This window comes from Methylosinus sp. KRF6, assembly GCF_018887255.1.
GTDB lineage: Bacteria > Pseudomonadota > Alphaproteobacteria > Rhizobiales > Beijerinckiaceae > Methylosinus > Methylosinus sporium.
The window spans coordinates 1,281,903-1,305,983 of the sequence record NZ_JAHLJF010000001.1 but is presented as its reverse complement, the minus strand read 5'-3'; the positions used below and the strand labels follow the sequence as shown (position 1 = coordinate 1,305,983).

Annotated in this window: 20 protein-coding genes; 4 read left to right on the top strand and 16 right to left on the bottom strand. The window is 62.9% G+C overall.

The window, feature by feature from the left end; genetic code table 11:
• Positions 1–109 precede the first annotated feature (109 nt).
• The 5 genes from KP010_RS06285 to KP010_RS06265 all read right to left on the bottom strand — a co-directional run bounded on the left by KP010_RS06285 (position 110) and on the right by KP010_RS06265 (position 3,470).
• On the bottom strand, positions 110–355 hold the full coding sequence (locus KP010_RS06285) for a hypothetical protein (protein WP_216280598.1): 246 nt from the start codon (positions 353–355) through the stop codon (positions 110–112).
• A 37-nt stretch (positions 356–392) separates the two neighbouring features.
• The gene (locus tag KP010_RS06280) at positions 393–719 is read right to left on the bottom strand and encodes a hypothetical protein (protein ID WP_216280597.1); all 327 of its coding nucleotides are present in this window, start codon (positions 717–719) and stop codon (positions 393–395) included.
• A gap of 216 nt (positions 720–935) precedes the next feature.
• The gene (locus tag KP010_RS06275; RefSeq protein WP_216280596.1) at positions 936–1,370 is read right to left on the bottom strand and encodes a hypothetical protein; all 435 of its coding nucleotides are present in this window, start codon (positions 1,368–1,370) and stop codon (positions 936–938) included.
• Positions 1,371–1,434: 64 nt separating this feature from the next.
• On the bottom strand, positions 1,435–2,487 hold the full coding sequence (locus KP010_RS06270; protein ID WP_216280595.1) for a phosphoadenosine phosphosulfate reductase family protein: 1,053 nt from the start codon (positions 2,485–2,487) through the stop codon (positions 1,435–1,437).
• Positions 2,488–2,492: 5 nt separating this feature from the next.
• A complete protein-coding gene (locus KP010_RS06265; RefSeq protein WP_216280594.1) occupies positions 2,493–3,470 on the bottom strand; it encodes an ArdC family protein in 978 nt (325 codons plus the stop codon).
• A 352-nt stretch (positions 3,471–3,822) separates the two neighbouring features.
• On the opposite strand from KP010_RS06265, the gene KP010_RS06260 reads away from it, so the two are divergent.
• Positions 3,823–4,308 carry a MucR family transcriptional regulator gene (locus tag KP010_RS06260; RefSeq protein WP_216280593.1) on the top strand — a complete coding sequence of 162 codons (486 nt, stop codon included), beginning with the start codon at positions 3,823–3,825 and terminating at the stop codon, positions 4,306–4,308.
• A 519-nt stretch (positions 4,309–4,827) separates the two neighbouring features.
• Here the strand turns inward: KP010_RS06260 and KP010_RS06255 are convergent.
• Positions 4,828–5,607, bottom strand: a complete 780-nt coding sequence (locus KP010_RS06255; RefSeq protein ID WP_216280592.1) for a LuxR family transcriptional regulator — start codon at positions 5,605–5,607, stop codon at positions 4,828–4,830.
• Between the two features lie 136 nt (positions 5,608–5,743).
• Between KP010_RS06255 and KP010_RS06250 the strand changes: the two genes are divergently transcribed.
• The 3 genes from KP010_RS06250 to KP010_RS06240 all read left to right on the top strand — a co-directional run bounded on the left by KP010_RS06250 (position 5,744) and on the right by KP010_RS06240 (position 9,216).
• Positions 5,744–6,337: an acyl-homoserine-lactone synthase gene (locus KP010_RS06250; protein WP_216280591.1), complete on the top strand. Its 594-nt coding sequence runs from the start codon at positions 5,744–5,746 to the stop codon at positions 6,335–6,337.
• The gene (locus KP010_RS06245) at positions 6,297–7,589 is read left to right on the top strand and encodes a cytochrome P450 (RefSeq protein ID WP_216280590.1); all 1,293 of its coding nucleotides are present in this window, start codon (positions 6,297–6,299) and stop codon (positions 7,587–7,589) included. Before KP010_RS06250 ends, KP010_RS06245 begins: the two co-directional genes overlap by 41 nt.
• 1,273 nt (positions 7,590–8,862) lie before the next feature.
• Positions 8,863–9,216 (top strand): helix-turn-helix domain-containing protein, encoded by a 354-nt coding sequence (locus KP010_RS06240; protein WP_216280589.1) that lies wholly within the window; start codon positions 8,863–8,865, stop codon positions 9,214–9,216.
• Between the two features lie 34 nt (positions 9,217–9,250).
• On the opposite strand, the gene KP010_RS06235 is transcribed toward KP010_RS06240, so the two are convergent.
• The 10 genes from KP010_RS06235 to KP010_RS06190 all read right to left on the bottom strand — a co-directional run bounded on the left by KP010_RS06235 (position 9,251) and on the right by KP010_RS06190 (position 24,068).
• Complete coding sequence (locus KP010_RS06235) at positions 9,251–9,874, bottom strand: hypothetical protein (RefSeq protein ID WP_216280588.1); 624 nt, start codon at positions 9,872–9,874, stop codon at positions 9,251–9,253.
• Positions 9,875–10,116: 242 nt separating this feature from the next.
• Positions 10,117–10,455: a 3'-5' exonuclease gene (locus KP010_RS06230; protein ID WP_371824227.1), complete on the bottom strand. Its 339-nt coding sequence runs from the start codon at positions 10,453–10,455 to the stop codon at positions 10,117–10,119.
• Positions 10,456–11,283: 828 nt separating this feature from the next.
• Positions 11,284–13,002: a cyclic peptide export ABC transporter gene (locus KP010_RS06225; RefSeq protein WP_216280587.1), complete on the bottom strand. Its 1,719-nt coding sequence runs from the start codon at positions 13,000–13,002 to the stop codon at positions 11,284–11,286.
• A 279-nt stretch (positions 13,003–13,281) separates the two neighbouring features.
• Positions 13,282–15,348, bottom strand: coding sequence for a prolyl oligopeptidase family protein (locus tag KP010_RS06220; protein ID WP_216280586.1), 2,067 nt, complete (start codon positions 15,346–15,348; stop codon positions 13,282–13,284).
• Between the two features lie 323 nt (positions 15,349–15,671).
• On the bottom strand, positions 15,672–16,520 hold the full coding sequence (locus KP010_RS06215) for an alpha/beta hydrolase (protein WP_216280585.1): 849 nt from the start codon (positions 16,518–16,520) through the stop codon (positions 15,672–15,674).
• A 386-nt stretch (positions 16,521–16,906) separates the two neighbouring features.
• Positions 16,907–17,611: a hypothetical protein gene (locus tag KP010_RS06210; RefSeq protein ID WP_216280584.1), complete on the bottom strand. Its 705-nt coding sequence runs from the start codon at positions 17,609–17,611 to the stop codon at positions 16,907–16,909.
• A 35-nt stretch (positions 17,612–17,646) separates the two neighbouring features.
• Entirely contained in the window at positions 17,647–19,920 is a 2,274-nt protein-coding gene (locus KP010_RS06205) for an adenosylcobalamin-dependent ribonucleoside-diphosphate reductase (RefSeq protein WP_253203566.1), read from the bottom strand.
• Positions 19,921–20,102: 182 nt separating this feature from the next.
• The gene (locus KP010_RS06200) at positions 20,103–22,220 is read right to left on the bottom strand and encodes an ATP-dependent helicase (RefSeq protein ID WP_253203564.1); all 2,118 of its coding nucleotides are present in this window, start codon (positions 22,218–22,220) and stop codon (positions 20,103–20,105) included.
• Positions 22,204–23,130, bottom strand: a complete 927-nt coding sequence (locus tag KP010_RS06195) for a hypothetical protein (RefSeq protein ID WP_216280583.1) — start codon at positions 23,128–23,130, stop codon at positions 22,204–22,206. Before KP010_RS06195 ends, KP010_RS06200 begins: the two co-directional genes overlap by 17 nt.
• Entirely contained in the window at positions 23,127–24,068 is a 942-nt protein-coding gene (locus tag KP010_RS06190) for a DUF3991 and TOPRIM domain-containing protein (protein WP_216280582.1), read from the bottom strand. Before KP010_RS06190 ends, KP010_RS06195 begins: the two co-directional genes overlap by 4 nt.
• Between the last annotated feature and the right edge of the window lie 13 nt (positions 24,069–24,081).

The following is a 24,081-nucleotide window of genomic DNA, read 5'->3' as shown; positions in this document are numbered from 1 at the left end:
GGCGAGAAATCCTTTCGGCGAGCACGAAAAAGCCCGGCGCGCGATCGGCGGCCGGGTGGTTTTGGGAATCGAGGCTTGGAGAAGCGTGAGGACTGGACCGGCGCGGCCTTCAGGCCGACAGCGCGCTCCAAAAGCCGCGGAGCACGGCCTGACGGGTGGCGCTCCAAGGAAGCGTCGTGTCTCGGGCGATGTGATCGAGGATCGCTGTGAACGTCAGCGATTGCGAACGGTCGAGGCGAACCGACGGCTGGTCCGGGGAGATCGGAAGCGCGCAGATCACGATTTCCTGCGCGCCGTCGGAGAGGATCTTCGCTGTGAACCAGTCGAGCTGGTTCGGGATTGGATCGCGGAGCATGTTCGCACCTTTCGGATCAGAGGATCGAGCGCCGGGCTCACCAGGGTCCGAAGGCGGCTTCGATGGCGAATCGCTCGCGTCGATCGACCAGATCGAGGGCGCGAAGGTGACGCACGGAGCCTGCACGCGCCCGCGCGACGACATGGCCCCAGGCCTCTCTGTCGTCGCGAAATTTAGGCGGACCCTCCTCCGGGTCATCGAACTTCTGCAGCTCGATGCGAGGCGCGCCGTCGCGATAATTGCCGCAATCGGATATGACCCAGCCGTCGCGGCGCGCGGCGTCATGATCGAACGCGTCGAGACTGAATGTCGCCGCGGTGGCGGCGTCGCGATTTTCGGATTCAGTCGTGCTGATCTGTTGCATCGGAGTCTCCTCTCGATCTTCTTCTCGAAGACCCCGATCACGCACCGAGGACGAATGGCTGGGGCAAAGGCGGCGCCTCGTGCGCCGGGATCGCTCCGGCCCAGCGAAGCGGCCGGAGCGACCCCACCCTTTGCGGCGGCCGTTCGTTCGCGGTAACGCCTTCCTTCTCCTTTCTCCTCTTTGGATTTTCTTTTTCAACTTGCGAATTGCGAAGCGTCACGAATGGGGCCGAACCACCCGAGCCGCCGGCGCCTTGTCACGCGCGATACGGTCGGAGAGCCAGCGCCGACAATCGATCCTGTCGACGACGCGCTGTTCGCCGAGATCGAGCAGGCAAGCCGCGCCGCCGAAGGCGTCGAACGAGGGGAACACGCAGCCTTGACTCCAATGGAAGCCCCACAGGCCGGTCAATCCGAAGGTCCTCGCACAGCGCTGGACGAATGCGATCACCTGTTCGGGATCGCCGTCGTCGCCCGACACGATGCGAAGACATCCTCTATCGGCGTCGCTGGCTTTCACCGTGAAGCAGACGCGCTCAAATCTCGCGTCGAGCTCGTCCGCATATTGCTCATAAAGAGCAATGGCCGGAGGGACGAATTCGGAACGGCCGAGGGGAAGAACGCAGGAAAAATGCGTGTAGGAGCGGGACATGTCGATGTCTCCTCTGCGAGGCGTGAAACGGATTTTGAGAAAGGGAAGTCGAGAACTGCGGACGTCAGCCGGGGCCGGCGGCGTCGCCGAAGGCGCCGGCGGGAAGGCGCCAGCGTTCGGGGGTAGTGCGTATCGCCGGCAACCAAAACTCGGACATGGCGAGCTGCACGAGATCGGACCGCGCGAGCGCGGCTGGATAGGGTCTGCCGCGATCGGCGACGTCATGAATGGGCGCGTCGCGTTTGATGGTGCCGCCGAAGCCCCGTTCATATTCGGCGATCATCTCGAAGCGTTCCGGCGCCATCCATCTGATCGTCGCCAGCTGGTCGGGCGAGGCGAAGATGCAATGCATGCAGGAGACGCGGCCGAAGCCGAGCGGATAGGCGACGTGCGGACCGACGCCGTGACGCCGGAGCAAATCCCACACTTGTCGTTCCTCCAAGCCGAGGATCGGACGCCAATGATCGACGTGGCGAGGCCGGCGTGGTCCGCCGCGCGTGTCGGTGCGATGCGGCTCGAACGCCATATAGCGCGCCCTCGCCTGGCTCTCCTCGGCGCGCTCGCCGGTGACGACGAGCGTACGCTTGCCGAAAAAGCGCGGCGAATTGCAGATCATGCTTCGCATCACGTCGATCTTGGCGACGGAACTGCACCAGCGAAGCCGCAAATCGGCTGTGACCTGCGGGAAGCGCAGACGCGTGCCAGGACCGCCGCGGCCGCCAAATGTCGCGATACTTTCTTCGGGCGTTTCGAACATCACGGAAGCTGTGGGTTCGCCATCGCGCAACATCTCGCGGCGCAGTCCTCCGTCGCGCCATGAGAAGTAGAGCGGAACGCCGAAGGACTCGGCGATCACTCGGCAATAGCCGGCGGTGATCGGCCAATCGAACGTCGGCGGCCCGCGACCGTCGACGTCGTGATGATGCAGCTCGATCCGCGAAGGATCGCCGCCTTCATCGAGGAGATGAAGAAGGCATGCGAGTGAATCTTTGCCGCCCGAGAAGGCGACAAGAATGTGATCGTAGCTCCTGAGATCAGGAGCAATGAGAGATTCATTGCGGACGAGAGCGAGCGTGCCCGCTCTCGTCTCTGGGGATTTCGGAGTGATGCGCGGCATATCGATCACGCCGCACGAATAAGGGGGGAGTTGTCGCCGGCAAAGTCCTCTTCATCCGAGCCGAATTCGCTTTCGGCAAAATCGGGATGAAAGGCCAGACAATAATCGGCGGCCCTCTGCGCCGCCGCGGCGGCGCGAAATATCTCGCGCTTGTCCGTCTTGAGGCGCTGGAGCCAAAATGCCACATAGCTCGCGTGGTTCTCTATGTCTGTCGGCAATCCGAGCTCTGTGTTGACGAGACAGCTCGCTATGTCCGCGACAAGTTCTTCGAAAGCGTATTTCGCCGAACCGAAGCGTCCTGTGAGATCACGGTTCAGCCGACTCGGCGCGCCAGAATAGTGACAGAGCTCGTGCATTTGCACAGCTGCGTATGCCTCTGGAGATCGGAATGCGCGTTCCGGCGGTAGCTGAATGTGGTCGGTCGACGGACTATAGAACGCTTGGTCGCCGCCAATGCGAACGACGGCGCCGCTATTGCGCAGGATGATGTCGGCCGCGTCGAACCGGCGCCACGGCGCTTCTTCGATCGTCGGCGCCACGAATTCAGGGATACCGTCGATCTGCGAGCCGTTAAATACCGTGTAGGCGCGAAGCAGAGGGATGTTGCGCGTGTGCTCCTCGCCATCGGCGGGAGCGTCGCGATCCTCGACGCGTAGCTGCTTATAGAAGAAGACGGTCGTGCCCTTTTCACCGGCGCGCACCTGCCAGCCCCTGGCCTTCGCCTGCTTATAGCTGCAATAGCGTGGATCGCCGCTCGCGAATGAAAATAGCGACATGCCGAGCAGAAGAACGTTGATCCCGTGATAGCGGCGCCCCGTGACGGCGTTGATCGGCGAGAGTGGCCCGCCCGATTTTTCGGGATCCCAGGGCCTGCGCCAGGGAGCCGTGCCCGCTTCGAGAGCGGCGACGATGCGCTCCGTGACGTCTTGGTAATGGTCGCGACGCGCGGACGCCCGTCCATTGCTTTTCATGTCATTATGCATGGGATTCGTCTCCGTTTCAGGTTTTGGAAAGAAATCCCACGCCCCGCATCGCGGCCGCCGGGGCAAGGGCGGACTCGCCGCTCGCGGCGAGAACGGGCGCGCGCGCCTTCACCCTTGCGGCGGTGGATGCACATGCGGGAACGGCGCTTCGCGCTTTTCGATTCTTTTTTGCTTCGGCTGTCGGCGTTTTCTGGATGCGCCGATTATCATGTGGCCGAAGACGCTCCGCGTGGCGAGAGCAGTCCATTCGACTCCTCTCCAAAGAAAAGTCTCGGAAAGCGCTTGCGCTGGTGCGGAGGAGCGGCCAATAGTTTCGAAATCTAATTCGTCATGAACTTCGAGGAAAATTCGAATGACGGCTTCCGAGGCAGAACCTTCTCGTTCGACCACGCTCGCGGCCGAGGTCGTCGCGGCCTTCGTCGCCAATAATTCCCTGCCGATCGGAGATCTACCTTCGCTGATCCACGCTGTGCGCGGCGCCCTGGAGAACCTCGGCAAAGCGTCGATCGTCCCGACGACGCCAGCGGTGAAACGAGAGCCTGCTGTTTCGATCCGCAAGTCCGTCACACCCGATTTCATCATATGTCTCGAGGACGGAAAGAGCTTCAGATCGCTGCGACGCCATTTGAGGGCGCTCGGCATGAGTCCGGAGGAGTATCGGGCGAAGTGGAATCTTCCGTCGGACTATCCGATGGTCGCGCCAAATTACGCGGCGCAACGATCGGAAATGGCAAAGAAGATCGGGCTCGGTCAGCTTCGCGAGAAGGCCGCACCGCGCCAGAAGGCCGTCGCCGTCGCGCCGGTCAAGCGCGGTCGCACGACCAAGAAAAAAGTGTAACCGGCGAGCAATGATGCCTATCATGTCGCGCCGCTCGTCAGCGCCGGATGTACACTGGCTCGATCGCAACTCGGCGTCGCGCTCGTGCCGGCCGACGCGGCGTCGGGGCCGGTCGGATTCGCGCTCGGCCTCAGCGGAATCGCCCGCTATCTGATCGAGCGAACGTTCGGCTCGTCGACCGTAACAATCCCATGAGTCCGTAAACGCGATCGAGGCGACCCCGCCGACTTTTTCGGCGGGGTTTATTTTTTCAACAGCATAGAATAATACATTTTGGTCATCGAAAGGGTTATCATGCATCAAAATGCTCACATCGATCCCGACGTTCGGCAAGTCGTTGCTAGAACTATCGAAAATACGGACACTCTGCTCGAACGAGGAGAATTGAGCATCGATGCGGCGAAAGATGGGGTCAGCAGGGTCTTGTCCGATCTAGCGCAGCAAGAACCCGCCTGCTCCAATTGGATTCATTCCCAGCTTCAAAATTGGGTTCGATCGCGTTATTCTTGATGGCTTCGGTCACACATCGATCAGGCCGCCATATATCGCTTTGGCGACAGCCTGCGACTTGGTTACGGCATCGAGCTTCCTCAGAGCCCCACGCGCATATTCTTCGACTGTCGATTCCGAGATTCCCAATATCTCTGCCGTCTCGGACATTGTTTTGCCTCGTGCGGCCCACGCGAGCACATCGCGCTCGCGATCCGTCAGTTGGCCATGCGGCAGGAGCCGTCCGCCACGGCCTCCGTACCGTTCGACCCGGCCATTCTGCTTGTCCATAATGTCGATGATCCTTTGAGCGCTGTACAGCGCGACGACATGCAGATCATGTTTGCCGCCCGCGATCGCGAACTCGAGCTTCCTTGCTTCATCCTTCCAAAAAAAGACGCACGAAGCGCTCGCGACGCGCCCGATTCGGTCGGTCGTATGGATGGGAATAACGAGACCGTTTTGAAAGCCATGATCTCGTGAGGCCTCGAGCACTTTTTGTCCGCCCGGCTTGCGTTTGCCGCGCCGTTCCGGCGGCGGAATGTCGCTCCAAAGAAACGGAAGGTTCGAACGCCGCACGACCGGCAAGATCGGGTCCACAAGCACGAAGTTGTTCGAGCGGTAATCCTGGTCCCAGCTCTGATTCGTTGTCGTGATGAAGAACGGGACCTCTTTGGCGGGATCGCCCACGTCGACAAAAGAAAAACTCTCGAATCCATAGTGCTGCGCGATCTCGTGCAGTCGCGCTCGCACCTCGCCGATCGTGACGCAGCTCTCGATCGCGGCCAGATGCTCTTCGAGTTTGTTCATTGCTAAACCCCTGGAATCCCAGGGTAGCACAAGTAACAGCGTCGTGTGACACCTCACCCGCTGGCAAGCAGGGGGCAGAACGATGCAAAGTAGTTACTCAGTGACGTACTTTCGTGCGGAAGACGACGAAAGACTAATGAACGACGTATTTGCATTCCGTAAAGCATTATTCGTCGATAGATACAATTGGGATTTGCAGATCATTTCGGACGGCGAGCAAGACCGCTTCGATAATCCGGATACGATCTACTCTGTTTTATACAATCATGGCCGCTTTGTCGGAATGTTCCGGGCGATCCGCGCCGATCAGCCGTATCTCGGCGAGGCCGTGTTCCCCGAACTCTCGAAACTGCGGCCGTATCCGAAGAGCCGCGAGTTCTGGGAAATCAGCCGTTTCGGGGTCGTTCCGGACGTCGGAATTCGTCACGCCGAAATGAACTATGCGGCGATGATCTACTTCGCTCTGCGAGTGGGCGCGAAAGGCTTGGTGGCCGTCGCCGACCTCACCTACGAGCGGTTCCTCTCCATGCTGGGCATTCGCTCTGTTCGTTACGGCGCGCCTCAGGTCATCGGCAAGAGCCGCAACGGCCTGCCGCTCACAGCGGTTGCCGGCGAAATTCCCCTCGCGGAGCAGACCAGCCCCAAGTTCCACCGTTTCCTGTCTCTCATCGAAAAACTGGAGATTCGTGATGTTTCGCAGATTTTCGGACCTTCCCGCATTTCAGCGTGACGCGCTCGGGTTCTTTCTCGAGAAGGGCGCAAACGCGACGGCGCCGCTCGTGGAGCTCAGAGTCGGCTTCGATCCGGTCTATCTCGTTGCAGACCCGACGACGGCCAAAGCCGTGCTCAAAGCCGACGAGGCGGTCCTCGACAAGGGAAAGCTGATTTGGAAGCTGCGCGAGGTCATCGGCCGTAGCATGCTCACGATCAGCGGGCCAGAACACCGCCAGCGGCGTGAGGCGGTCCACCGCGAATTCGCTCAGGGCGTGGGCGGCCCCTACGTTCCGATCATGTGCAGCGTGATAACGGAGTGGATCGCGGAAATGGTTCGCGCCGGTGAATTCGAGGCGCATAAGGCGACAGCCACCCTGGCGCTGCGCATCATCGCCTCCCTCGTCTTCGGCAAGGGCGTTCTCACACCAGACGATGAACGCGCCATGACAGAAGCCGTCGCGCTCGCCGAGGACGACCTCGCCGCGAAAGTCTTTCAAGTGCTTCCTGATCTGCCCTGGAACTACGTTCGGAAGAAGCGCAAGCTGGCCGCCGCACGCGCGACGATGGCCGAGATCGTCGAGAAGACGCGGCGTCGCGCATCGGACGCGAGCCTCATCCGGACCTATGAGAGAATCGGCCTCGACGACGAGACGATGCGAGACGAAATCCTGCTCATGCTGCTCGCCGGCCATCACACCAGCGGCACCGCGATGGCATGGACGCTCTATCACATCGCCATCGACCCGGCGATCGCCTCGCGGCTCGCCGAGGAGGCGAGGAAGGTCGTCACGGACACCGGCGAGCTGACCGCCTCATCGATCCGGCGCGCGCCCGTCAGCAAGGCGTTCGTTCAAGAGGTCGTCCGCCTCTATCCTTCGACCTATTACATGTCGCGGGAGACCAAATGTGAGCACGAAGTGGGCGGGGTCCGGCTTCGGAAGGGAACGTCGCTCGTGATTTCGCCGTGGCAGTACCACCGTGACCCGAGATACTGGGTCCGACCGGAGACTTTCGACATGGACCGAGAGTTCGCCGGCGACCATTACATGCCGTTCGGCGTCGGGCCGCGCGCCTGCGTCGGATTGAGCGTCGCGATGCTCGAGCTTCAACTCCTGGCGCTGGAGTTCGCCGCGGCGCTCGAGCCGACGGTCACAACGCAGATCCCCGCGCCGCCACCGAAGCCGGTGATCACTCTGGTGCCGCCGAGCATCGGGATTCGAGTGCGCCCGCGCGGTCTCCCGACCGCTGAACGAAAGAACGCAGCATGACGAAGAAAGGATCGCGTGCCGATAAAAGCGGGCATGAGCAAGCGATTCTGAAACTGTGGGAGGCTTACAATCTCATTGCCGACAACCGACGTGACCTCCGGGTGTTCGTCAGGACCGCGATCGTAGGGCTCGCCGAAAAGGAGCCGGCAGGCGCCGGCTCCCGCATAGAAAGGCCGCCGCTCTAGGAGCGGCGGGCCCCCACCTTCTCATCCGCATTAGCATCGCGCATAGCAGCGGCGCGGCTCTGAGCCAGTGGCTCCGAGGAATAGAAGTGACGGCCAGTCGACATCAGCGCCATTGCATCGTCCGCCTCGACCACGGCGAGTGGATTGCGATGCCATGATAGCCATCCAAGGATGGCGTAATCGGGAAAATCCGCAATGATCGCACCCCAATCAACTCTGACTTTGCCGGATCGAGCATGAGACGCATCCTGCGCCAAATGCCCTATTTTCTCGCTTTCGCGGCGGTCTTTCCAGCCTCGACAGCATGAGGAACAAAGCAGAAGCTCCGGCCACCCAACGATCCTTGGTAGGGAGCTTGGCGGCTGTGGCGAAATAATCGAAATTGGACGGATGTGTTCGGCACCGCCAGCGTCAAAGACGTCTCGTCGACAGCAATGATGTCGACTTCGAGCGCCTCTCCAGGGCGGTCTATGTCAGTGAGAGTTATTCGTCCTTCCACGACGGGTGCTCCTGAAACAGATTCTTATGAAATGCGATCGACACCGCGCTGCTGGCGAGGAAACATCGGCGCCTATATGCCGCGACGTGACGGTGAGGGGTCGGACATGGCGCAAACGCAATGCGCACGCCGTAGCCGGCGTACCGAGAAAGCGATCGACTAATTGTCCGTTCGCCGCATTCTCACGTTTTCCAATGCCTCTCGTATCATTTCGTCGACCGCGAAGCGGACATTGCTCTCGAGCGAGTCGAGACCGTCTCTGCCGATCAGATAGAGAGCGTCGTCGACGTGCGATTCGAGGAAGTAGCGGGAAATGATCGGCTGGTCGAAACCTGCGCCTCTCGATCTCGCTCTGATGCTCGCCATCGCTGCGTCACGCAGCGCTCGAGCGAACTGCTTGCACGTGCTCAACAAAATCGTCGCCGAAGAGACGGCATGACCCAGATGCTTCTCACGCATATTCGGACTCTCGGTCGTTTACGGACTCGCCCCCTCTGCCGCGCCGCCGATTCGCGTCCTCGAACCAGCGGCTACCGATTGTAGAGTATACTCCGTAGATAAATACTCTTCAAGCTGGCTGGTTCTCGTCATGGAAATGCGAGAGACGCTGGCGCGCAATCTGAGGAAATATCGACGGGCGCAACGCCTGTCGCAGGAAGAGCTCGGCCATCGGGCAGAGCTCGACCGCACCTATATCAGCTCGATCGAACGCTGCGTCTATGCGGCGACGGTCGACGTCGTCGGCCGCCTCGCCGACGCGCTCGGAATCCCGGCGCTCGAGCTTCTGAGGCCGGGGAACGAAAGCGCGGAGACGAAATCGTCGTCGACGACATCGGCGGAAAGCGCGAGCACGAAGGCGCAGGCCAAGAAAGGCGCAAAGCCCTCTCGGAAAAGTGAGGGGCCGGCGGAAAGGCGGGCGACTCGAAAGAAGCCGGGCCCGTAGCCAGCCTAGCGACCACGGACCCGAGCACGCAGGATCACATCGGCGAAACAGCCGCTTCCGGCGACGCCAGCCGGGCGATATCTGCGAGCGCCGAGCGCAGTTCCGGCCAAGGAAACTCCGCATCCGTCGGGCTCGGCTCGCCGAGCTGAATGAGGATGGCGAGCTTGGCCGCGACGCCCGGCAGGCTGGCGGCCTTCGTCTTCGGGATCGAAACCACGAAATCGCGCTCCTTGCCGAGAACGGCGCGGAGTTCAACGTCCACGGCGTCCAAGCCGAGCGCCGCGGCCGCCTCGTTCCAGCGCTTTTGCTGCTCGTCGAACGCGGCGATCAGCGCTTCTCTCTCGATCGCCGGCTCGTTCGCGACCAGTTCCTCGATCTCGTCGATTGATTGAGCGAATTTGGCCTCCTCCTCGCCGGAAAGGCGGATCGTTACCTCGGGGATGCCCACCGTGTGAATGAGCTGCTTTTCGATGCGCTGCCATTGGCGCGTCAGCGCGACGACCTGTGTGTGGTTGGCCTGCCAATTCCGCCAGAGCTGCAGCGCGGGGTCGGAGGGCGCCCCGTCTGTCCTCTTCCCGGACGGCAAGGCGTCGGTCCCCCGCAGGATGGCGCGCCAGCTGATGGCGGGCGGAGTCGTGCTATGTTCAAAATCAGCCATGATCCAGGCTCCTCGAAAGCGTGGGTGGTGGTCAGGCCGGGCCGGATGTTCCACCATCCCGTCCGGCCGCTGCTCGTGAGATTGTAGCCGGGAGAAGGTCCCCGGTTTTAGCAACGCATACTCGAAAACGCAGAAATCCATAGCGTTGCGCCGCAGACCGTCCGGGCTACGGCGACGGGCGCGCAGGCGGCACAGACGTCTTCAGTGAGTTTGATTTCCTCCTTGCTTCTCCGCGGCTCTGCTCAGGGCCTGCGCAAATGGTTCGGAAGCCGTCGCCGATCGACAGGACCGCATGCGGCGTCGCGCCGCTGGTCGGCTGCGCCGAGGCGCCCTTTGACGCAATGGGTGTCGGGAATGTCATTGATGAAAAGAGACGGCGCTCCGAAGCCGCGTCGAAAGCCGCAGTAGGAAATGCTCACGCGCCGCATGCCGCGCATCAGCGCGACAAAGGTCAGCCGGCGCTCTTCATCGGCGTCGCCGCAATCCGAGGGAAACACGCCGGCCTCCCAGGCGGCCAGGAAAACAAGCGGGAACTCGGGACCCTTCGCCTTGTGCAGCGTCATCGAGCGCACGCGGTCGATTTCGTCCTCGCAGGGGCGTCTCTCATGCTCGCCGCTCCCTTCGGATCGAGGGGAAGGTCGGAGTCGCTTCCTCCTTTTCCTCTCCCAAAACGCTGTCGGCCGACCGCGAGGCGGCCGCGCTGCAAGGGCGCGCGAATCGCGCGGGAGCGCAGCGACGCACCCTTGTCGGCGCGGACGGCGCTAGCGGTAGCCATGTCTTCCTCTCGCTTTGCTCCGGATTCCCATACCTGTTTCACTCGTACGCGAATGCGAAGCGGATGGAGGCGAGTGGAGACTGGCGTGGCGGTGACGGACGAGATCGCGGACGTGCTGCAGGGACAAAACCCAGAAGGAACGCGCCGCCGCGCCTGGAGCGTCGTGGCGGGGCGGGATCTCTTTGGCGTGCGGCGTCGATTATCGCATCATCGAGGCGTCGCCCGCCGCCGAGCCCCTCCTGGAAATCGTCGGCCTCTCGCGGAGCGAAGATCGGCGAAACAGGCGAGTGTCGCCGTGAACCCTAAACCGCCGGCGGAAACGGCCGCTTCTCGGGGACCTATGCTACGCTCGCCACTCGACGAGCCTGCCCGTCGCCTTGGCGATCAATCGCTAAAGCGAGATGAATAGTGTATAAGTTCAACATGATATGTGTCAGCGCATAATCTCGATTATGGAACCTAGAGCCTCGCCGGACGAGCCGCGTGCGTTCGCCACGCCGTCGCCTTCGACAATAACCCTCACGGATCCGCGGCGTTATCGGAGAGACAGATATGCCCGTCGTCAAGAAACCGTGTGAATGACGCCCAGCGGTCGAGGCTGATCACGGGATCGCCGAAATCGTCGCTCACGCGTTCAACGACAAAGCCGCTCGGGACCAAACTCGAGGCTCGGAGGGCATGGTGGACTGTCGCCCACTATACAGCCGCCTTCGATGTGAATAATCCGATCGGCGGCGTCGAAATAGCGATCATCGTGCGAAACGACGATCAGCGTCTTACCATCGGCCTTCAGCTCAGGCAGAATCTCCTGGTAGAAGATGCGGCGAAACGTCGGATCTTGCTCCGCCGCCCATTCGTCGAGAACGAAGATCGGACGCTGCTCGAGGTAAGCCCCGACGAGCGCAAGGCGCTTTCGTTGTCCGGTCGACAGATCGGTCGTTGTGAACTTTCCCGCTTCGATTGACACCTTGTGGCTAATGTCCAGACGTTCGAGATGACGCCGCGCCGCCTTCATCGCCGTCTCGTCCGCGGCGATGAGATCGTCGAAAAGAAAAAAGTCGAAGAAAATCGCCGAAAAATGCTGACGGTAATCATCACGACTTTCGTCATCGACGATCGCGCTGTTAAGTAAAATCTGGCCGTCTGTCGGTAAGTAGAGGCCGAGAATCAGCTTGATCAGGGTCGTCTTTCCGCTCCCATTTTCTCCGGTGATGAAGAGGGTTTCCCCCGTCCTGACGACGAGATCAATCGGACCGAGCGTGAAAGGCTCCGCGCCTTCAACGCGGGGAAACGAAAAATGGATGTTGCGAAACTCGAGTACGGCGGCGGCCTCCACTTGTGCAGATGCGGGCGGCGCTTCGAGGAGAGCATTTTCCGAGCCCGCGAATGTCTGGCTCAGCTCCAGCACCTTCTCGAACGAGACAAGCGCCAGATTGAACATCGGTAATGATGTGACGACCTGACTCATCGGGCCCTTCATATACATCAATACGAGCACGAAGGCGGCGAGGTCGCTCTTGTTAGCCCCAAAGACAGGAGCAAGGCCGATCAGCGTTCCCGTGATTGCGAAGAAAGACGCTGAATCGAGTGCGCCGCCGGCAACGAAGCGGGCGAACGCGCGATTGCTCGACTCGCGGATGCGATCAATCGCGACAGAAAGTTGATCTTCATAGAAGTGCAGCCGCCGCTTTTTGTTGACCCGCAGCTCCTTGGCTCCCTCGACGAGTGCGCGGTAGCTCCTTTGCAGTTCGTCCACGGCCGCTCGTTCGTCAGCAAGATTCTTGTAAGCGCTTTTCAGCGTCAGCCGGATCGCGGCATATGCCGCCGCTCCGACCACGACGCCAATGAGGAACATGGGCCAGGAGAGATAGATGAGATAGGCGACGCATCCGAGCGTCTGGCAGGAGGCGACGACGATATAGGATAGCCCGCGGGTGAATTCGCTGATCCTGTCCACGTCCTGATTGAGGGTCGTGATGATGCGATGAGCCTGAAGGCGTTCGATCTCGGCGATCGGCGCGCAAAGAATCTTCTTTGTGAGATCCTTGCGAACCTCTGCGATAATGTTCTGACCGACGAGGCTGTTGCCGACGCCGGACACGATCTCGCTCGCCAGCAAGAGAAGGGTCAGGCCCGCAAGAGACAGAAGAAGCGTGGCGGGCGCAGGCGTCTCGGCGTGAAGTTCGCGGTCGACGAGAGAAATAAGCGACACTGCCGCGAGGCCGCTCGCGCCGCCCATGGCAGTGGCAGACAGTGTGGTCTTCCAAAAGGGGCGAAGAAGTCCGATCGCATAGGAAAGCAGCGCAGCTGATGAAGAATTCATGATCATGTTCTTGCCCGATCGCTGCGCCACGCAAGGCGCGTTCACCGGTTGGAGGACACAGATGTGGCCGTCGTCGAGAAATCGCGTGAATGACGCCCGGGGTTGAGGCTATAGTTGATTGCCTTGCAGATATCGCTTTTGCCCGAGACGAGCGCGCGTTGCCCCGACGAAGCGCTTGTCTGGCTCGAATTCCTGTGATCCTCGACCTCACGTTGGGGAAGTCGCGAAGCGACCATCTCGAGGGGCGAGGGGGTCCAGCGGATGGTTTTCGCTCTCTTCGAGACGGGGGCTCTTCGGCACGGGAAAGGGTCACCCGATTGTCCCGGCCTCCACCTCCCATCCAATCGCGCGACGCAGAAAGCTCATTCCCAGTGCCGCGAAGCGCGCGACCTCAGCATTGTCCTTGCCGTAGCCGTGCCCACCGGCTGCCGGCTCGTAGAACAAGGCCGGATAGCCCAGCGCCTGTAGCTTCGCCGCGAATTTGCGGGCATGGCCGGGATGCACGCGATCATCGCGCCGCGTGGTGGCGATGAGGATCGGCGGATAGGCGCGGCCGGCCTCGACATTGTGATAGGCGGAAATCTCCTGGAGGAACGCCCAATCCTCGGGCAGGTCGGGATCGCCATATTCCGCGACCCAGCTCGCACCCGCCAGCAGCTTGTGATAACGGCGCATATCGACGAGTGGAATTCTGCAGAACAGCGCGCCGAATTTCTCGGGATGCCGCGTGAGCATGTTGGCAATCAGCAGGCCGCCGTTGGAGTCGCCCTCCGCCGCGATCCGCTGCGGACGAGTCACTCTGCGCGCCACGAGATCAGCGGCGATCGCGGCGAAATCATCATGCGAGCGGGCCTTGCCCTCGCGCCGTCCGGCCTCGTGCCACGAGGCGCCGAACTCGCCGCCCCCGCGCAGATTCGTCAACACGACAACGCCGCCCTTCTCGAGCCAAAGCTTGCCCCGGGTGGCGGAGTAATAGGGCAGCGTGCTGATGCGAAAGCCGCCGTAGCCGGTCATATAGACCGGCGCGTCGCCGGTCTCGCCCGGCGGTCCGATCTGCACATAGGGGATGCGCTGGCCGTCCGGCGCGACCGCCTCGTGACGGGTGACGACCGCGGCTCCGGGATCGAAAGCGGCGGGCGATCGGTGCAGCGGCGTCGGAGCGGCGACGCCCGGCGCGAGCAGCGACAGTTCCGGCGACGCGATCGGCGTCTGCGACAGCGCCGCCAATTCACCCGTCGATTCCAGCGGATCGCTGTCGAGTGGCCAGAGATCGACCGCGCCGATCGACGGCAGGCCGGCGATCTCCTCGACCCGCCAGTCCTCGCACGCAATGGCCCTCAGAAAGACCGGCCGCAGATCGTCGAGCACGGAGATCACCAGATCGCCGCCGCTCCAGAACTGCCATCGCAGCGCTTTGCGCGGCTCCGGCGTGAACAGCACGCGAAAATCGCGCGCGCCGGCGAGATAGGCCTCGCGCGAGGTCACGAGAATCGAATCTGCCGGATAGGTCGTGTCGCCGACCGTCCACGGCCGGCGCGGCCGCAGCGCGATGAAGCCGCGGCTCCAGCTCGTTCCGGCGTCGGTCGGGCGATCGATCTCGGTCTTCGGGCCGGAGCGGTCGCCGATCGAAATCACCGAGTTGTAGAAGTCGATCTGCTCGCCGAAGACGATGTCGGAATTTTCCCGATCGAACCAGGCCCAACAGGACATGCTCTCTGCAGCGACCTCATGCAGGATCGCGGCCTCTGCCGGATCGGACCCCCGCGGCCACAGCCGTACGGTCCGCGCATAGCCGGACTTCGTCGCATTGCCGTCACCGAAAGTGGAGGCCAGCAGCAGCGTATGGTCATCGAGCCACGAGGCGCCGCCCTTGGCTTCCGGCAGAACGAAGCCGTCCGCGACGAATGCGCGCGTCCCTAGGTCGAACTCACGCAGAACGCCGGCGTCCGAGCCGCCGCGCGAAAGGCGGACGAGCGTGCGATCATGCGTCGGGCGCGTCGTCGCGCCGCTCCAGACCCAATCCTCGCCCTCCTTTACGGCGAGCGCATCGATGTCGAGTAAGAGCTCCCATTCCGGCTCCGCGCCGAGATAGGACTCCATCGTCGTGCGGCGCCAGAGCCCGCGCGGGTGATCGGCGTCGCGCCAAAAATTGTAGAGGAGCCCGCCCTGCCGGGTGACATGCGCGATACGGTCGGGCCGATCCAATATTTCCAGCAGCGCCGCCCGATCGGCCTCGAAGCGCGCATCGGCGAGCTTTGCGATCGTTTCGTCGCTGCGCGCCTGCGCCCAGGCGCGGGCCGCCTCGCCCTCGACCTCCTCGAGCCAGAGCCAAGGATCGTCGTCGGGCGCGAAAAGGGTCGGAAGCAAATCTATCATAAAAAAGGATTCCCTTTGATCGACCAGAAGGCGCGGAGCCCGTGGCCACAACGGGACGCTAAGTCGAGACGCAGCTGAGTTCAAGACGCAGTGGGCGCAACGCCAACAAGCCCGACAAGCGCGCCAATCGCCGAGTTCTCGACCCAAGGTCCCCCGAAGCCCCGGACGAAGGGCGCGCGCTTGCAGGACCGCCTTCGACAATACCCTCACCGACGCTCCTCGTAGAAGCGAAAGCGACGATCTTTCCCGATGCGTCTGACGCAGCCCTCGCCGACCTTGGGCCTTCGACGCGGCTCCGACGAACGGGCGCTTTCGGCCTGAATTCAGAGATGCTCGCCGAAAAAGCTCAGGATCCTCTCGCGGTATTCGACATTGGCGCGGAAATAAATGTCCTCATGGCCGACCCCTTCAACGGCCCAAAAGGCCTTCGGCTCGGGAGCGCGGGCGAAGAGTTCGCGCGCTTCGTCGATATGGGTATTCGGGTCGCGAACGCCCGAAATGACGAACACCGGCGCGCGAAGCTTCTCGATCCGGTCGATCGGACGCAGAAACGCCGGGTCGAGGCCTGTCATTGTCCGCCCGACGACGAGCAGCGCCGGCGTCACGAGATGGCCGAGCGGACCGAAAGGCGCCGTCAAACGGTCGTCGATGGCGCGGTCGATGTCGGGATAGACGGATTCGAGCACGAAGGCGTCGGCCGTGATCGGCCCCTGTCCCAGGAGCGCCGCCGCGCCGCCGAGCGACTGCCCGATCACGGCGATCTTTCGACCCGGCAGCTTTTCTCGCATAAAGGAGAGCGCCGCGGCCGCGTCGGCGCTCTCTTCTTGACCGAAAGTGATTTTGTCGCCCGTGCTCTCGCCATGCGCGCGAAAGTCGATCGCGGCGACGGAATAGCCAGCCTCGTTCAAAAAGCGCATTCGGGCGATCATCGCGAGCCGGTTGGCGCGCACGCCATGCAATAGCAACACGCCGCCGCGTTCGGGCGCGCCCGGCATGAACCAGCCCTGGACATTCACTCCGCCGCTCGGGGTGAGCGTGAAGCGCGTCACGGGCAGATCCTCCGGCGCCTTTACGGTCGCCGGCGCTGGGGCCGTCAGCGCATGCACGAGACCGACGAGCGCGATCGGAAAAAGCGCGAGCGCGCCAAGTACGGTGTAAAGGAGTGGGCGCATAAATCTCATCTGCCTGCTACCCTTTTATCGAATGCATGAATGAGGCGCCGAGAATCCAACCGGTATCTTAGCGACAATGTGCCTTTGATACAGGAAAGTGAAAATAGGAAAAGCTCAGCGACCCTCGTCGCGGCGCTCCCACGCCGCTGGTTATTCATCGTCGCGGCGTTTTCGTCCGGCGCGCCACTCGACGAACTCGCTTCGATGTAACTCTAGCCAGGTCACGAGATCATGTAGCTCTTCCAGCTCTACGAGCAGTGCGTCGAATTCCGATTGACGGACTCCGCCGCACTTTCTGGGACCGGCGGTCCGTAGGAGCTGCTGGACGACGCGGATCGTCGCGGCGTGTGCGGTGAGAGAATGTCGTTTCTTTCCGCCGGGGCCAATCATGGGTTTCGCCTCAGCCATCCGAAGGATGGTTCCCCGACATAGTTTCTTTCCCAAATATACCACGCGAAATCCGTTCGTCCTCCGCGCGCTTTGAGCCCTGCGAGAATGACTGGACCGGGCGGCATGGAAGGGCGCGGCGTGATGATCAGCACGCGCCGCGGAAATGTTCTCTCCAGCCATCTGGAGCGGCGGTCGCCGGAAATCCAGGAGACCGGCAGGATCATCGCGACCTTGCGTCTCGCGATCTCGCGCGCACGAATGACGAACTCCCGCGACTTTCGAAATGGCGGATTGCAACAGATGTTGTCCGGCGCCGGCCTTCCGGCTTCCTCGGATAGGAAGTCGACGGCGCGGTCACAGTACATGGATCGAGAAACCAGGTCCTCGCCCCAGACGTCATTGTAGCCCGCGGCTCTCGCGGCTTCGATGATGCGTCCGAGCCCGCAGGCCGGATCGTAGATCGAACCTTCGAAGGTCTCCTCTTCGAAGAAGCGATGATCGACCCAGCTTTCCTCGACGTACCAATCCTGCGGATGCCGCACCCAGAGATGAGCGTTGAGCGCGCGATCGGGCACGGCGGGGAGGATTTCGACCGGCTCGGGCCGATCGTGGCGCGCCCGGTAGGACTTGCGGCGCGCCGGCATGGTCAGGCCGTCTCGCTCGACCAAGATCGACGACGGCCGTAGGGTCAAGTCGTTCATAGAATGTCTCCTTATACGAGGCCGCGATGAGACATTCACGAACATTTCGACCAACCGCAGTGACGGCAGGTCAGACAGCCGTCGTTCTTGATGAGACCCGGTTGGCTGCATTTCGGGCAGAGCGCGCCGAGGGCGCGCGCCGGCGGAGGTACCTCGGAAGCATCCGTCACGATCGTTTCAGAGGGAGAGAGAAATCCGATGTCGATCATGTGTCGCTCGATGATCGAGCCGAAGGCGGCGACGAGGGAGGGGACATAGCGCCCTTCGCTCCAATGTCCGCCGCGCGGGTCGAACACGGCCTTCAACTCTTCCGCGACGAATCCGACGTCGCCGCCGCGTCGGAACACCGCGCTGATCATGCGCGTCAGGGCGACGACCCAGGCGTAATGTTCCATCGACTTCGAATTTAAGAAAACCTCATAGGGCCGCCGCCTCCCATCCTCTTCGATGTCGTTGATCGTCACGTAGAACGCATGCTCGCTTTCCGGCCATCGCAGCTTGTAGGTGGCGCCGGCGAGCTTCTCCTCGCGCGGGGTGATCGCCGGATGCGGCTGCGCCGGGGGAACGGTAGCCGCCGGCGTGGTGGTCGACAGGATGGAGCCGGTGATCTCGTTCGGCCGATAGGTGGTGCAGCCCTTGCAGCTGGAACGATAGGCGTCCACGTAGATCGTCTTGAAATCCTCGAAAGAGATATCGGCCGGGCAGTTCACCGTCTTCGAGATCGATGCGTCGACGTGGTCCTGAACCGCAGCCTGCATGCGAATGTGATCGGCGGGGGTCAGGGTCTGCGCGGTGACGAAATAGTCCGGCAGTTCCGCGTCCGCGCCGAATTTTTCGCGGTAGAGCCGTACGGCGTAGTCTTCGACCTCCTGCTCGACGGAGGAATTGTCGGGTTGGCGGATCTTGCGCAGATAGGAAAGATCGAAGATCGGCTCGATCCCCGAGGAGACATTTTCCGCGAACAGCGAAATCGTTCCCGTTGGCGCGATCGAGGTGAGCAAGGCGTTGCGAATGCCATGCTCGACGATTCCGGCTTTGATGTCGTCATCCAGATTGCGAACCGTCTCGCCGGCCAGATAGGCGTCGCGGTCGAAGAGCGGGAAGGCCCCCTTCTCCTTGGCGAGACCGATCGACGCGATATAGGCGTTTCGATTGAGCAAGCGATTCCAGCGGGCCGCCATCGCGGCGGCCTCCGGCGTCCCATAGGTCAGCCGGCACATGGCAAGGGCGTCGGCGACGCCGGTAACGCCGAGACCGATGCGCCGCTTGGCCAGCGCTTCCTCCCTCTGTTCGGGGAGCGCGAATTCCGACACGTCGATCGTATTGTCGAGCATGCGCACGGCGACGGTGGCGAGGCGTGCGAGGCCGCCCTCGTCGAGGTGGGCGCGCTCCGTGAAGGGGTCGCGCACGAGCTTGGCGAGATTGTTCGAGCCGAGGAGGCAGGCGCCATAGGGCGGCAGAGGCTGCTCGCCGCAAGGATTGGTCGCCGCGATCGTCTCGCAATAATAGAGATTGTTGCGGGCGTTGATGCGGTCGATGAAAATGACGCCGGGGTCGGCATAGTCATAGTTCGCACGCATGATCTGGTCCCAGAGGTCGCGAGCCCAGATCGTGCGATAGACCTCGCCACCGAAGACGAGCGGCCAATTCTTGTCGGCGTCGACGGCCGCCATGAAAGCGTCGGTGACGAGGACAGAGAGATTGAAATTGCGCAGGCGAGTCTTGTCGGCCTTCGCGGAGACGAAAGCCTCGATGTCGGGATGATCGCAGCGCATCGTCGCCATCATGGCGCCGCGCCGTGTACCGGCCGACATGATCGTGCCGCACATGGAATTCCACACATCCATGAACGACAAGGGGCCGGAGGCGTCGGCTCCAACCCCTTTGACGAGCGCGCCCTTCGGGCGGAGCGTCGAAAAGTCATAGCCGATGCCGCCGCCGTGCTGCATGGTGAGTGCCGCCTCACGCAGATGCGAGAAGATGGCGCCGAGATCGTCCTCGATCGTTCCCATGACGAAGCAGTTGAAGAGGGTCACGCGGCGCGAGACCCCTGCCCCGGCCAGGATGCGGCCACCCGGCAAAAATTTGAAGTCCTCCAGAGCCGAATAGAAGGTTTCCTCCCATTGCGCGGGATCGGACTCGGCCATCGCGAGGGCGCGGGCGACACGGCGCCAGCTGTCTTCGACGGTCAGGTCGATCGGCTCTCCGGCTGGCGCCTTCAGCCGATATTTTTCGTCCCAAATCTGTTGCGAGATCGCGGGCAGCGTCGCGCCTATCGGGCGCGATCGGGTTGCAGATATCATATTCATGATTTGCTCCTCGAGCAGTGAATGGTTTTCTCCGATAAAACCCCGAAGGCCGCCTCACGCCCGTCGGGGCAAGGGCGCGCGGAACGCGCGGGAGCCTCGGCGAACCCTTGCGGCGATGGGCGTGCAGGCGGCACTCGTGTCTTCAATGATTTTCGGTTCTCGTTCTTTCATGCCACCTTTGCTCACGGCCGCCGCAAATGGCTCGGGAGCTTCCGCCAATCGATCGGCTGGCGTGGCGTGCCGCGGCGCCGCTCTGCATCGCGCAGGCGGCCTCTGACGCTGTGCTCGTCGGGGACATCGTCGACGAAGAGCGACGGCGCTCCGAAGCCGCGCCGGAAGCCGCAGTAGGAGATGCTGACGCGGCGCATGCCCCGCGTCAGCGCGACGTACGCCAGCCGGCGCTCTTCATCGGCGTCGCCGTAATCCGAGGGAAATACGCCCGCCTCCCAGGCAGGAAGAAAGACATGCGGGAACTCGAGGCCCTTTGCCTTGTGCAGCGTCATCAGGCGCACGCGGTCGGTTTCGTCTTCGCCGGGGCGGCTGGTGGCGAGCGCCGCATGGTCGAGGAGCTCACGCGCCGTGTGGACCTCGCCGGCGAGCGCGATCAGCTCCTGCAGGTTTTGGAGGCGATCCTCCGAGCTCTCGGCCTTGCTGTCACGCAGCATGGTCCGATAGCCGCTGGCGTCGAGCAGCAGCGAGATCTGATCGGCCAGGGTGTGCGAGCGGTCCTCGCCGATGCGACGGAGCTGATCGGCGAACAGCAATCCGGCGGCGCGGCATTTGGCCGGCAGCTCGGCGGTGTCCAGGGCGCGCAGCAGCGAGACGTTGCGGAAGGAGGCCTCCGTCTCGACCGCTTGCATGGCCTTGGCGCCGAAGCCGCGGCGCGGCTCGTTGATCACGCGGCGGAAGGCCTCGTCCGACTGACGATCGTCAGGCGTCGCGGCGAGACGTAGAAGCGCGAGCGCGTCCTTGACCTCGGCGCGCTGATAGAAGCCGACGTCGCCGACGATCACATGCGGAATGCGGGCGCGCATCAAGGCCTCTTCGAAGCCGCGCGACAGGAAGGAGCTGCGATAGAGAATGGCGATCTCCTGCCACCCCGTTCCCTCGGCGTGGCGAGTGAGTATCTCCTCGACGACGCCGGCGGCCTCTGCCTGCGCGTCGCGATAGGCGACGATCTCGATTCTGTCGCCCGCCTCTTTTCGCGTGTAGAGCGTCTTGCCGAGACGTTTCCTGTCGCGAGCGATGACCGCATTGGCGGCGGCGAGTATGTGGCCGGTCGAGCGGAAATTCTCTTCGAGCCTGACCCGCTCAGCGTTCGGGAAGTCTTGTTGAAAGCGGCGGATGTACTCTATATCTGAGCCTCGCCATCCATAAATCGCCTGATCATCGTCGCCGACGCAGAAGACGCGTCCATGCTCCGCCGCAAAATGCTTCAGCCAACTGTATTGAGCGAAGTTGACGTCCTGATATTCGTCGGCGGCGAGCCAATCGAAGCGCGACGCCCAGCGCGCGCGATAGGCGTCGTCCTTGCGCATGGCGAGGGTCGGCCAGAGGAGCAAGTCGCCGAAATCCGCCGCGTTCGCCTCGCGCAGGGCGCGCTGATAATCGGCGTAGACGCGCACGGCGGCGCGCAGCGCATGGGGATCGATCGGTTCGCGGGAGCGATCGCTTTTGGCGATCTTGGCTTCGACCCAGGCGGCGGCGCCGGCCGGCGTGATCAGATTGTCTTTGAACTTCGCGATGCGATTGCACATGATCTTCAGCGGATTGCGTGCAGTGCCGTCGCCGCCCTCCTCGCCACCGAGGCCTTGCGCCTTCATGACGCGTTTGACGAAGCGGCGGCAGTCGTCGGCGTCGACAATGTCGAAATCGGGCCGAAGCTCGGCGATCTCCGGCGCGTCGCGGAGCTGACGCGCGGCGAGCCCGTGATAGGTGCCGAGCCAGGAGGGAGCCGCGTGACCGTCGAGCGCGGCGCGGATGCGCGACGCCATCTCGGCCGCGGCCTTGTTGGTGAAGGTGACGGCGAGGATGCGGGAAGCCGGAATGCGCTCGACGGCGATGCGATGCACGACGGCGGCGGTGAGCGTCGATGTCTTTCCGGTGCCGGCTCCGGCGAGGACGAGGATCGGCCCCGTGTGCGCCGCCGCGCGCGCCTGCTCCGACGTGAGGGTTACGGCCATCCTGTCGAAAGCGTCGGCCGACGGAATGTGCTCCGCCGGCGGTTCGTCGAAGCAGGGCTCGAAGCGGTCCCACTCCTCCATGCCGGCGAGCGGGTCGATGTCAGAGTATCTCGACATGGCAGTTCGCTCCATTGCAGCGGATGAGTTCTCCGCTTTGTGTGTCGACGGTCGTGAAGACGACGAAGTGATCGTCGAAGTAGAAGGCGCCCGTGTCGTTGCGTTCGCCGTCGACGACGACGCCCTCGACGATTTGCGAGCCGTCATCGGCTTCGACCTGAACGAGCGTGTCCAGTTCCCGTCTGCCGGTCGGGATGTGTCGGCAACGACGGCGCTTCGCCTCGGGCAGCTGGGAGAAGGCTAGGGCCAGTTGCACGAGCGTGTCGTCGATCGCGATATCGTCGAGTGCGTCGGTGACGTCGATCGCGGCGCCGAGCTCACCGAGCCTTTGAAGGAAGAGTGCGCTGGCGAGCTTCGGCGGCCACGGCTCCCAGCGCGACATGCCGGGCGGCAGCGGCAAGGGGTCGTCGTCGAGCGGATCGAGCGTGATCTGCAGGCTCGATCTTATGTCGTCGCGACTCCAGCCGACGACATGATAGGCTTCATTCGCCGCGGCCTGGCGATCGGCGCGCTTATGGAGGGCGTAGCTATCGTCGGTCCATGGCGGCAGACCGTAACGTCGATCAACTGCTCGCTGCAGCCGCCGATCGAGCCGTGCGAAGCCCTCGCCGAGATGCGGTTTCAACGGCATGAGCACGTCGAATCCGACCAGCCCCTCGGTGGCGTCGTGAAGAAGCTCGCGCAGGGCCTCACGCGGCGCGAGCTTTCTCTCGCCTTCGCGCAAGGCCAGAACGGCGAGGCTGTGCTGGGCGACGCTGAGCGGCAGGTCCCATGCCGAATATCCGCCCCAGCGATAGGCGCGCGACAGGCCGATCGCCAGATCCTCGTCGGTCCAGGCGTCCGGCTTCGGATCGAGCAGGTCGAGCCGACCGCCGGATTTGAGCAGCATCCAGGCGCGATGTGATGTCATGGTTTCGTCCTTTCTCGTTGGTCGAGCATGTCGTTCCAGTCGCTGTCCTCGACGGGCGGCCGTAATCGCTCGAAGGCGACGCCGGCGGCCGCGGCGATCAGCTGGTGGCGCGCCGCGTAGCGGTCGCCGGCGCGATTGGCGTCCGTCGCGCTGCAGAAGCGCGATCCCGAGATGGGCGCGAGGCGCGCGACGATCGCCTCGATCTCAGAGATTGTTTTCGGACCCATGCCGCCGCCGGTCGCCGCATACAGCGTGTCGGCGCGAATGTTCTCCAAGGCGGCGAGGCTGAGCGCGTCGATCGGCGCCTCGGCGAGGGCGAAGCGCGTCGGCGGCTCGGAACCGCCGGGCAAGCGGAACAGGATCTTGTCGCCGCCTCGCACCGATCTTTTGAAGTCCGGTCCGCGGATTTCGATATGGGTGACGGCTCCGCGGTCGTCGTGATGCGCGAACCAGGCGCTTCCGTATGGCCCCTCTCGGACGACGTCGGCGGCGCGAGCCGTCTCCAGGACGCTCGGGGGAAGGCGACGCGCGTCGGTGAGATATCGCCAGACCGGCGATCCGCGCCGAAGCCGAGGGCGGCGCGCCCATCTGATCGGGAGCGGGAGATCGGGGGAGCGTCCCCTTTCGATGGCGGCGGCCGGAAAACTCGGCTGTATCCCGGTGAACCGGCGCAGCACCTTGCGGACCTCGCCGAAATTCAGGCCAGGCTCGAGATGCTGCACGAGATCGAAGACGTCGCCCTTCGCGTCGCTCTGGGGATCCCACCAGCCGCGGCCCTCGTGATTGACGATGAGGATTTCTCCCCGCCCGCGTCGATATTTGAGGCAATGCTTCGTGCTCTCTCGGCGATCGAGCCGCCATGGCGGCGTCGAGCGCTCCAGCAGCGCGGCGCAGTTCGTGCGCGCGCGCAAGATTTCGATCTCCTCGTCATGTCTCATGGTCTCGCGGCGC

Excerpts from the sequence above, each read along its gene's own strand:
- KP010_RS06285 (WP_216280598.1), bottom strand. The coding sequence starts at position 355 with ATGCTCCGCGATCCAATCCCGAACCAGCTCGACTGGTTCACAGCGAAG.
- KP010_RS06280 (WP_216280597.1), bottom strand. The coding sequence starts at position 719 with ATGCAACAGATCAGCACGACTGAATCCGAAAATCGCGACGCCGCCACC.
- KP010_RS06275 (WP_216280596.1), bottom strand. The coding sequence starts at position 1,370 with ATGTCCCGCTCCTACACGCATTTTTCCTGCGTTCTTCCCCTCGGCCGT.
- KP010_RS06270 (WP_216280595.1), bottom strand. The coding sequence starts at position 2,487 with ATGCCGCGCATCACTCCGAAATCCCCAGAGACGAGAGCGGGCACGCTC.
- KP010_RS06265 (WP_216280594.1), bottom strand. The coding sequence starts at position 3,470 with ATGCATAATGACATGAAAAGCAATGGACGGGCGTCCGCGCGTCGCGAC.
- KP010_RS06260 (WP_216280593.1), top strand. The coding sequence starts at position 3,823 with ATGACGGCTTCCGAGGCAGAACCTTCTCGTTCGACCACGCTCGCGGCC.
- KP010_RS06255 (WP_216280592.1), bottom strand. The coding sequence starts at position 5,607 with ATGAACAAACTCGAAGAGCATCTGGCCGCGATCGAGAGCTGCGTCACG.
- KP010_RS06250 (WP_216280591.1), top strand. The coding sequence starts at position 5,744 with ATGAACGACGTATTTGCATTCCGTAAAGCATTATTCGTCGATAGATAC.
- KP010_RS06245 (WP_216280590.1), top strand. The coding sequence starts at position 6,297 with ATGTTTCGCAGATTTTCGGACCTTCCCGCATTTCAGCGTGACGCGCTC.
- KP010_RS06240 (WP_216280589.1), top strand. The coding sequence starts at position 8,863 with ATGGAAATGCGAGAGACGCTGGCGCGCAATCTGAGGAAATATCGACGG.
- KP010_RS06235 (WP_216280588.1), bottom strand. The coding sequence starts at position 9,874 with ATGGCTGATTTTGAACATAGCACGACTCCGCCCGCCATCAGCTGGCGC.
- KP010_RS06220 (WP_216280586.1), bottom strand. The coding sequence starts at position 15,348 with ATGATAGATTTGCTTCCGACCCTTTTCGCGCCCGACGACGATCCTTGG.
- KP010_RS06215 (WP_216280585.1), bottom strand. The coding sequence starts at position 16,520 with ATGCGCCCACTCCTTTACACCGTACTTGGCGCGCTCGCGCTTTTTCCG.
- KP010_RS06210 (WP_216280584.1), bottom strand. The coding sequence starts at position 17,611 with ATGAACGACTTGACCCTACGGCCGTCGTCGATCTTGGTCGAGCGAGAC.
- KP010_RS06205 (WP_253203566.1), bottom strand. The coding sequence starts at position 19,920 with ATGAATATGATATCTGCAACCCGATCGCGCCCGATAGGCGCGACGCTG.
- KP010_RS06200 (WP_253203564.1), bottom strand. The coding sequence starts at position 22,220 with ATGTCGAGATACTCTGACATCGACCCGCTCGCCGGCATGGAGGAGTGG.
- KP010_RS06195 (WP_216280583.1), bottom strand. The coding sequence starts at position 23,130 with ATGACATCACATCGCGCCTGGATGCTGCTCAAATCCGGCGGTCGGCTC.
- KP010_RS06190 (WP_216280582.1), bottom strand. The coding sequence starts at position 24,068 with ATGAGACATGACGAGGAGATCGAAATCTTGCGCGCGCGCACGAACTGC.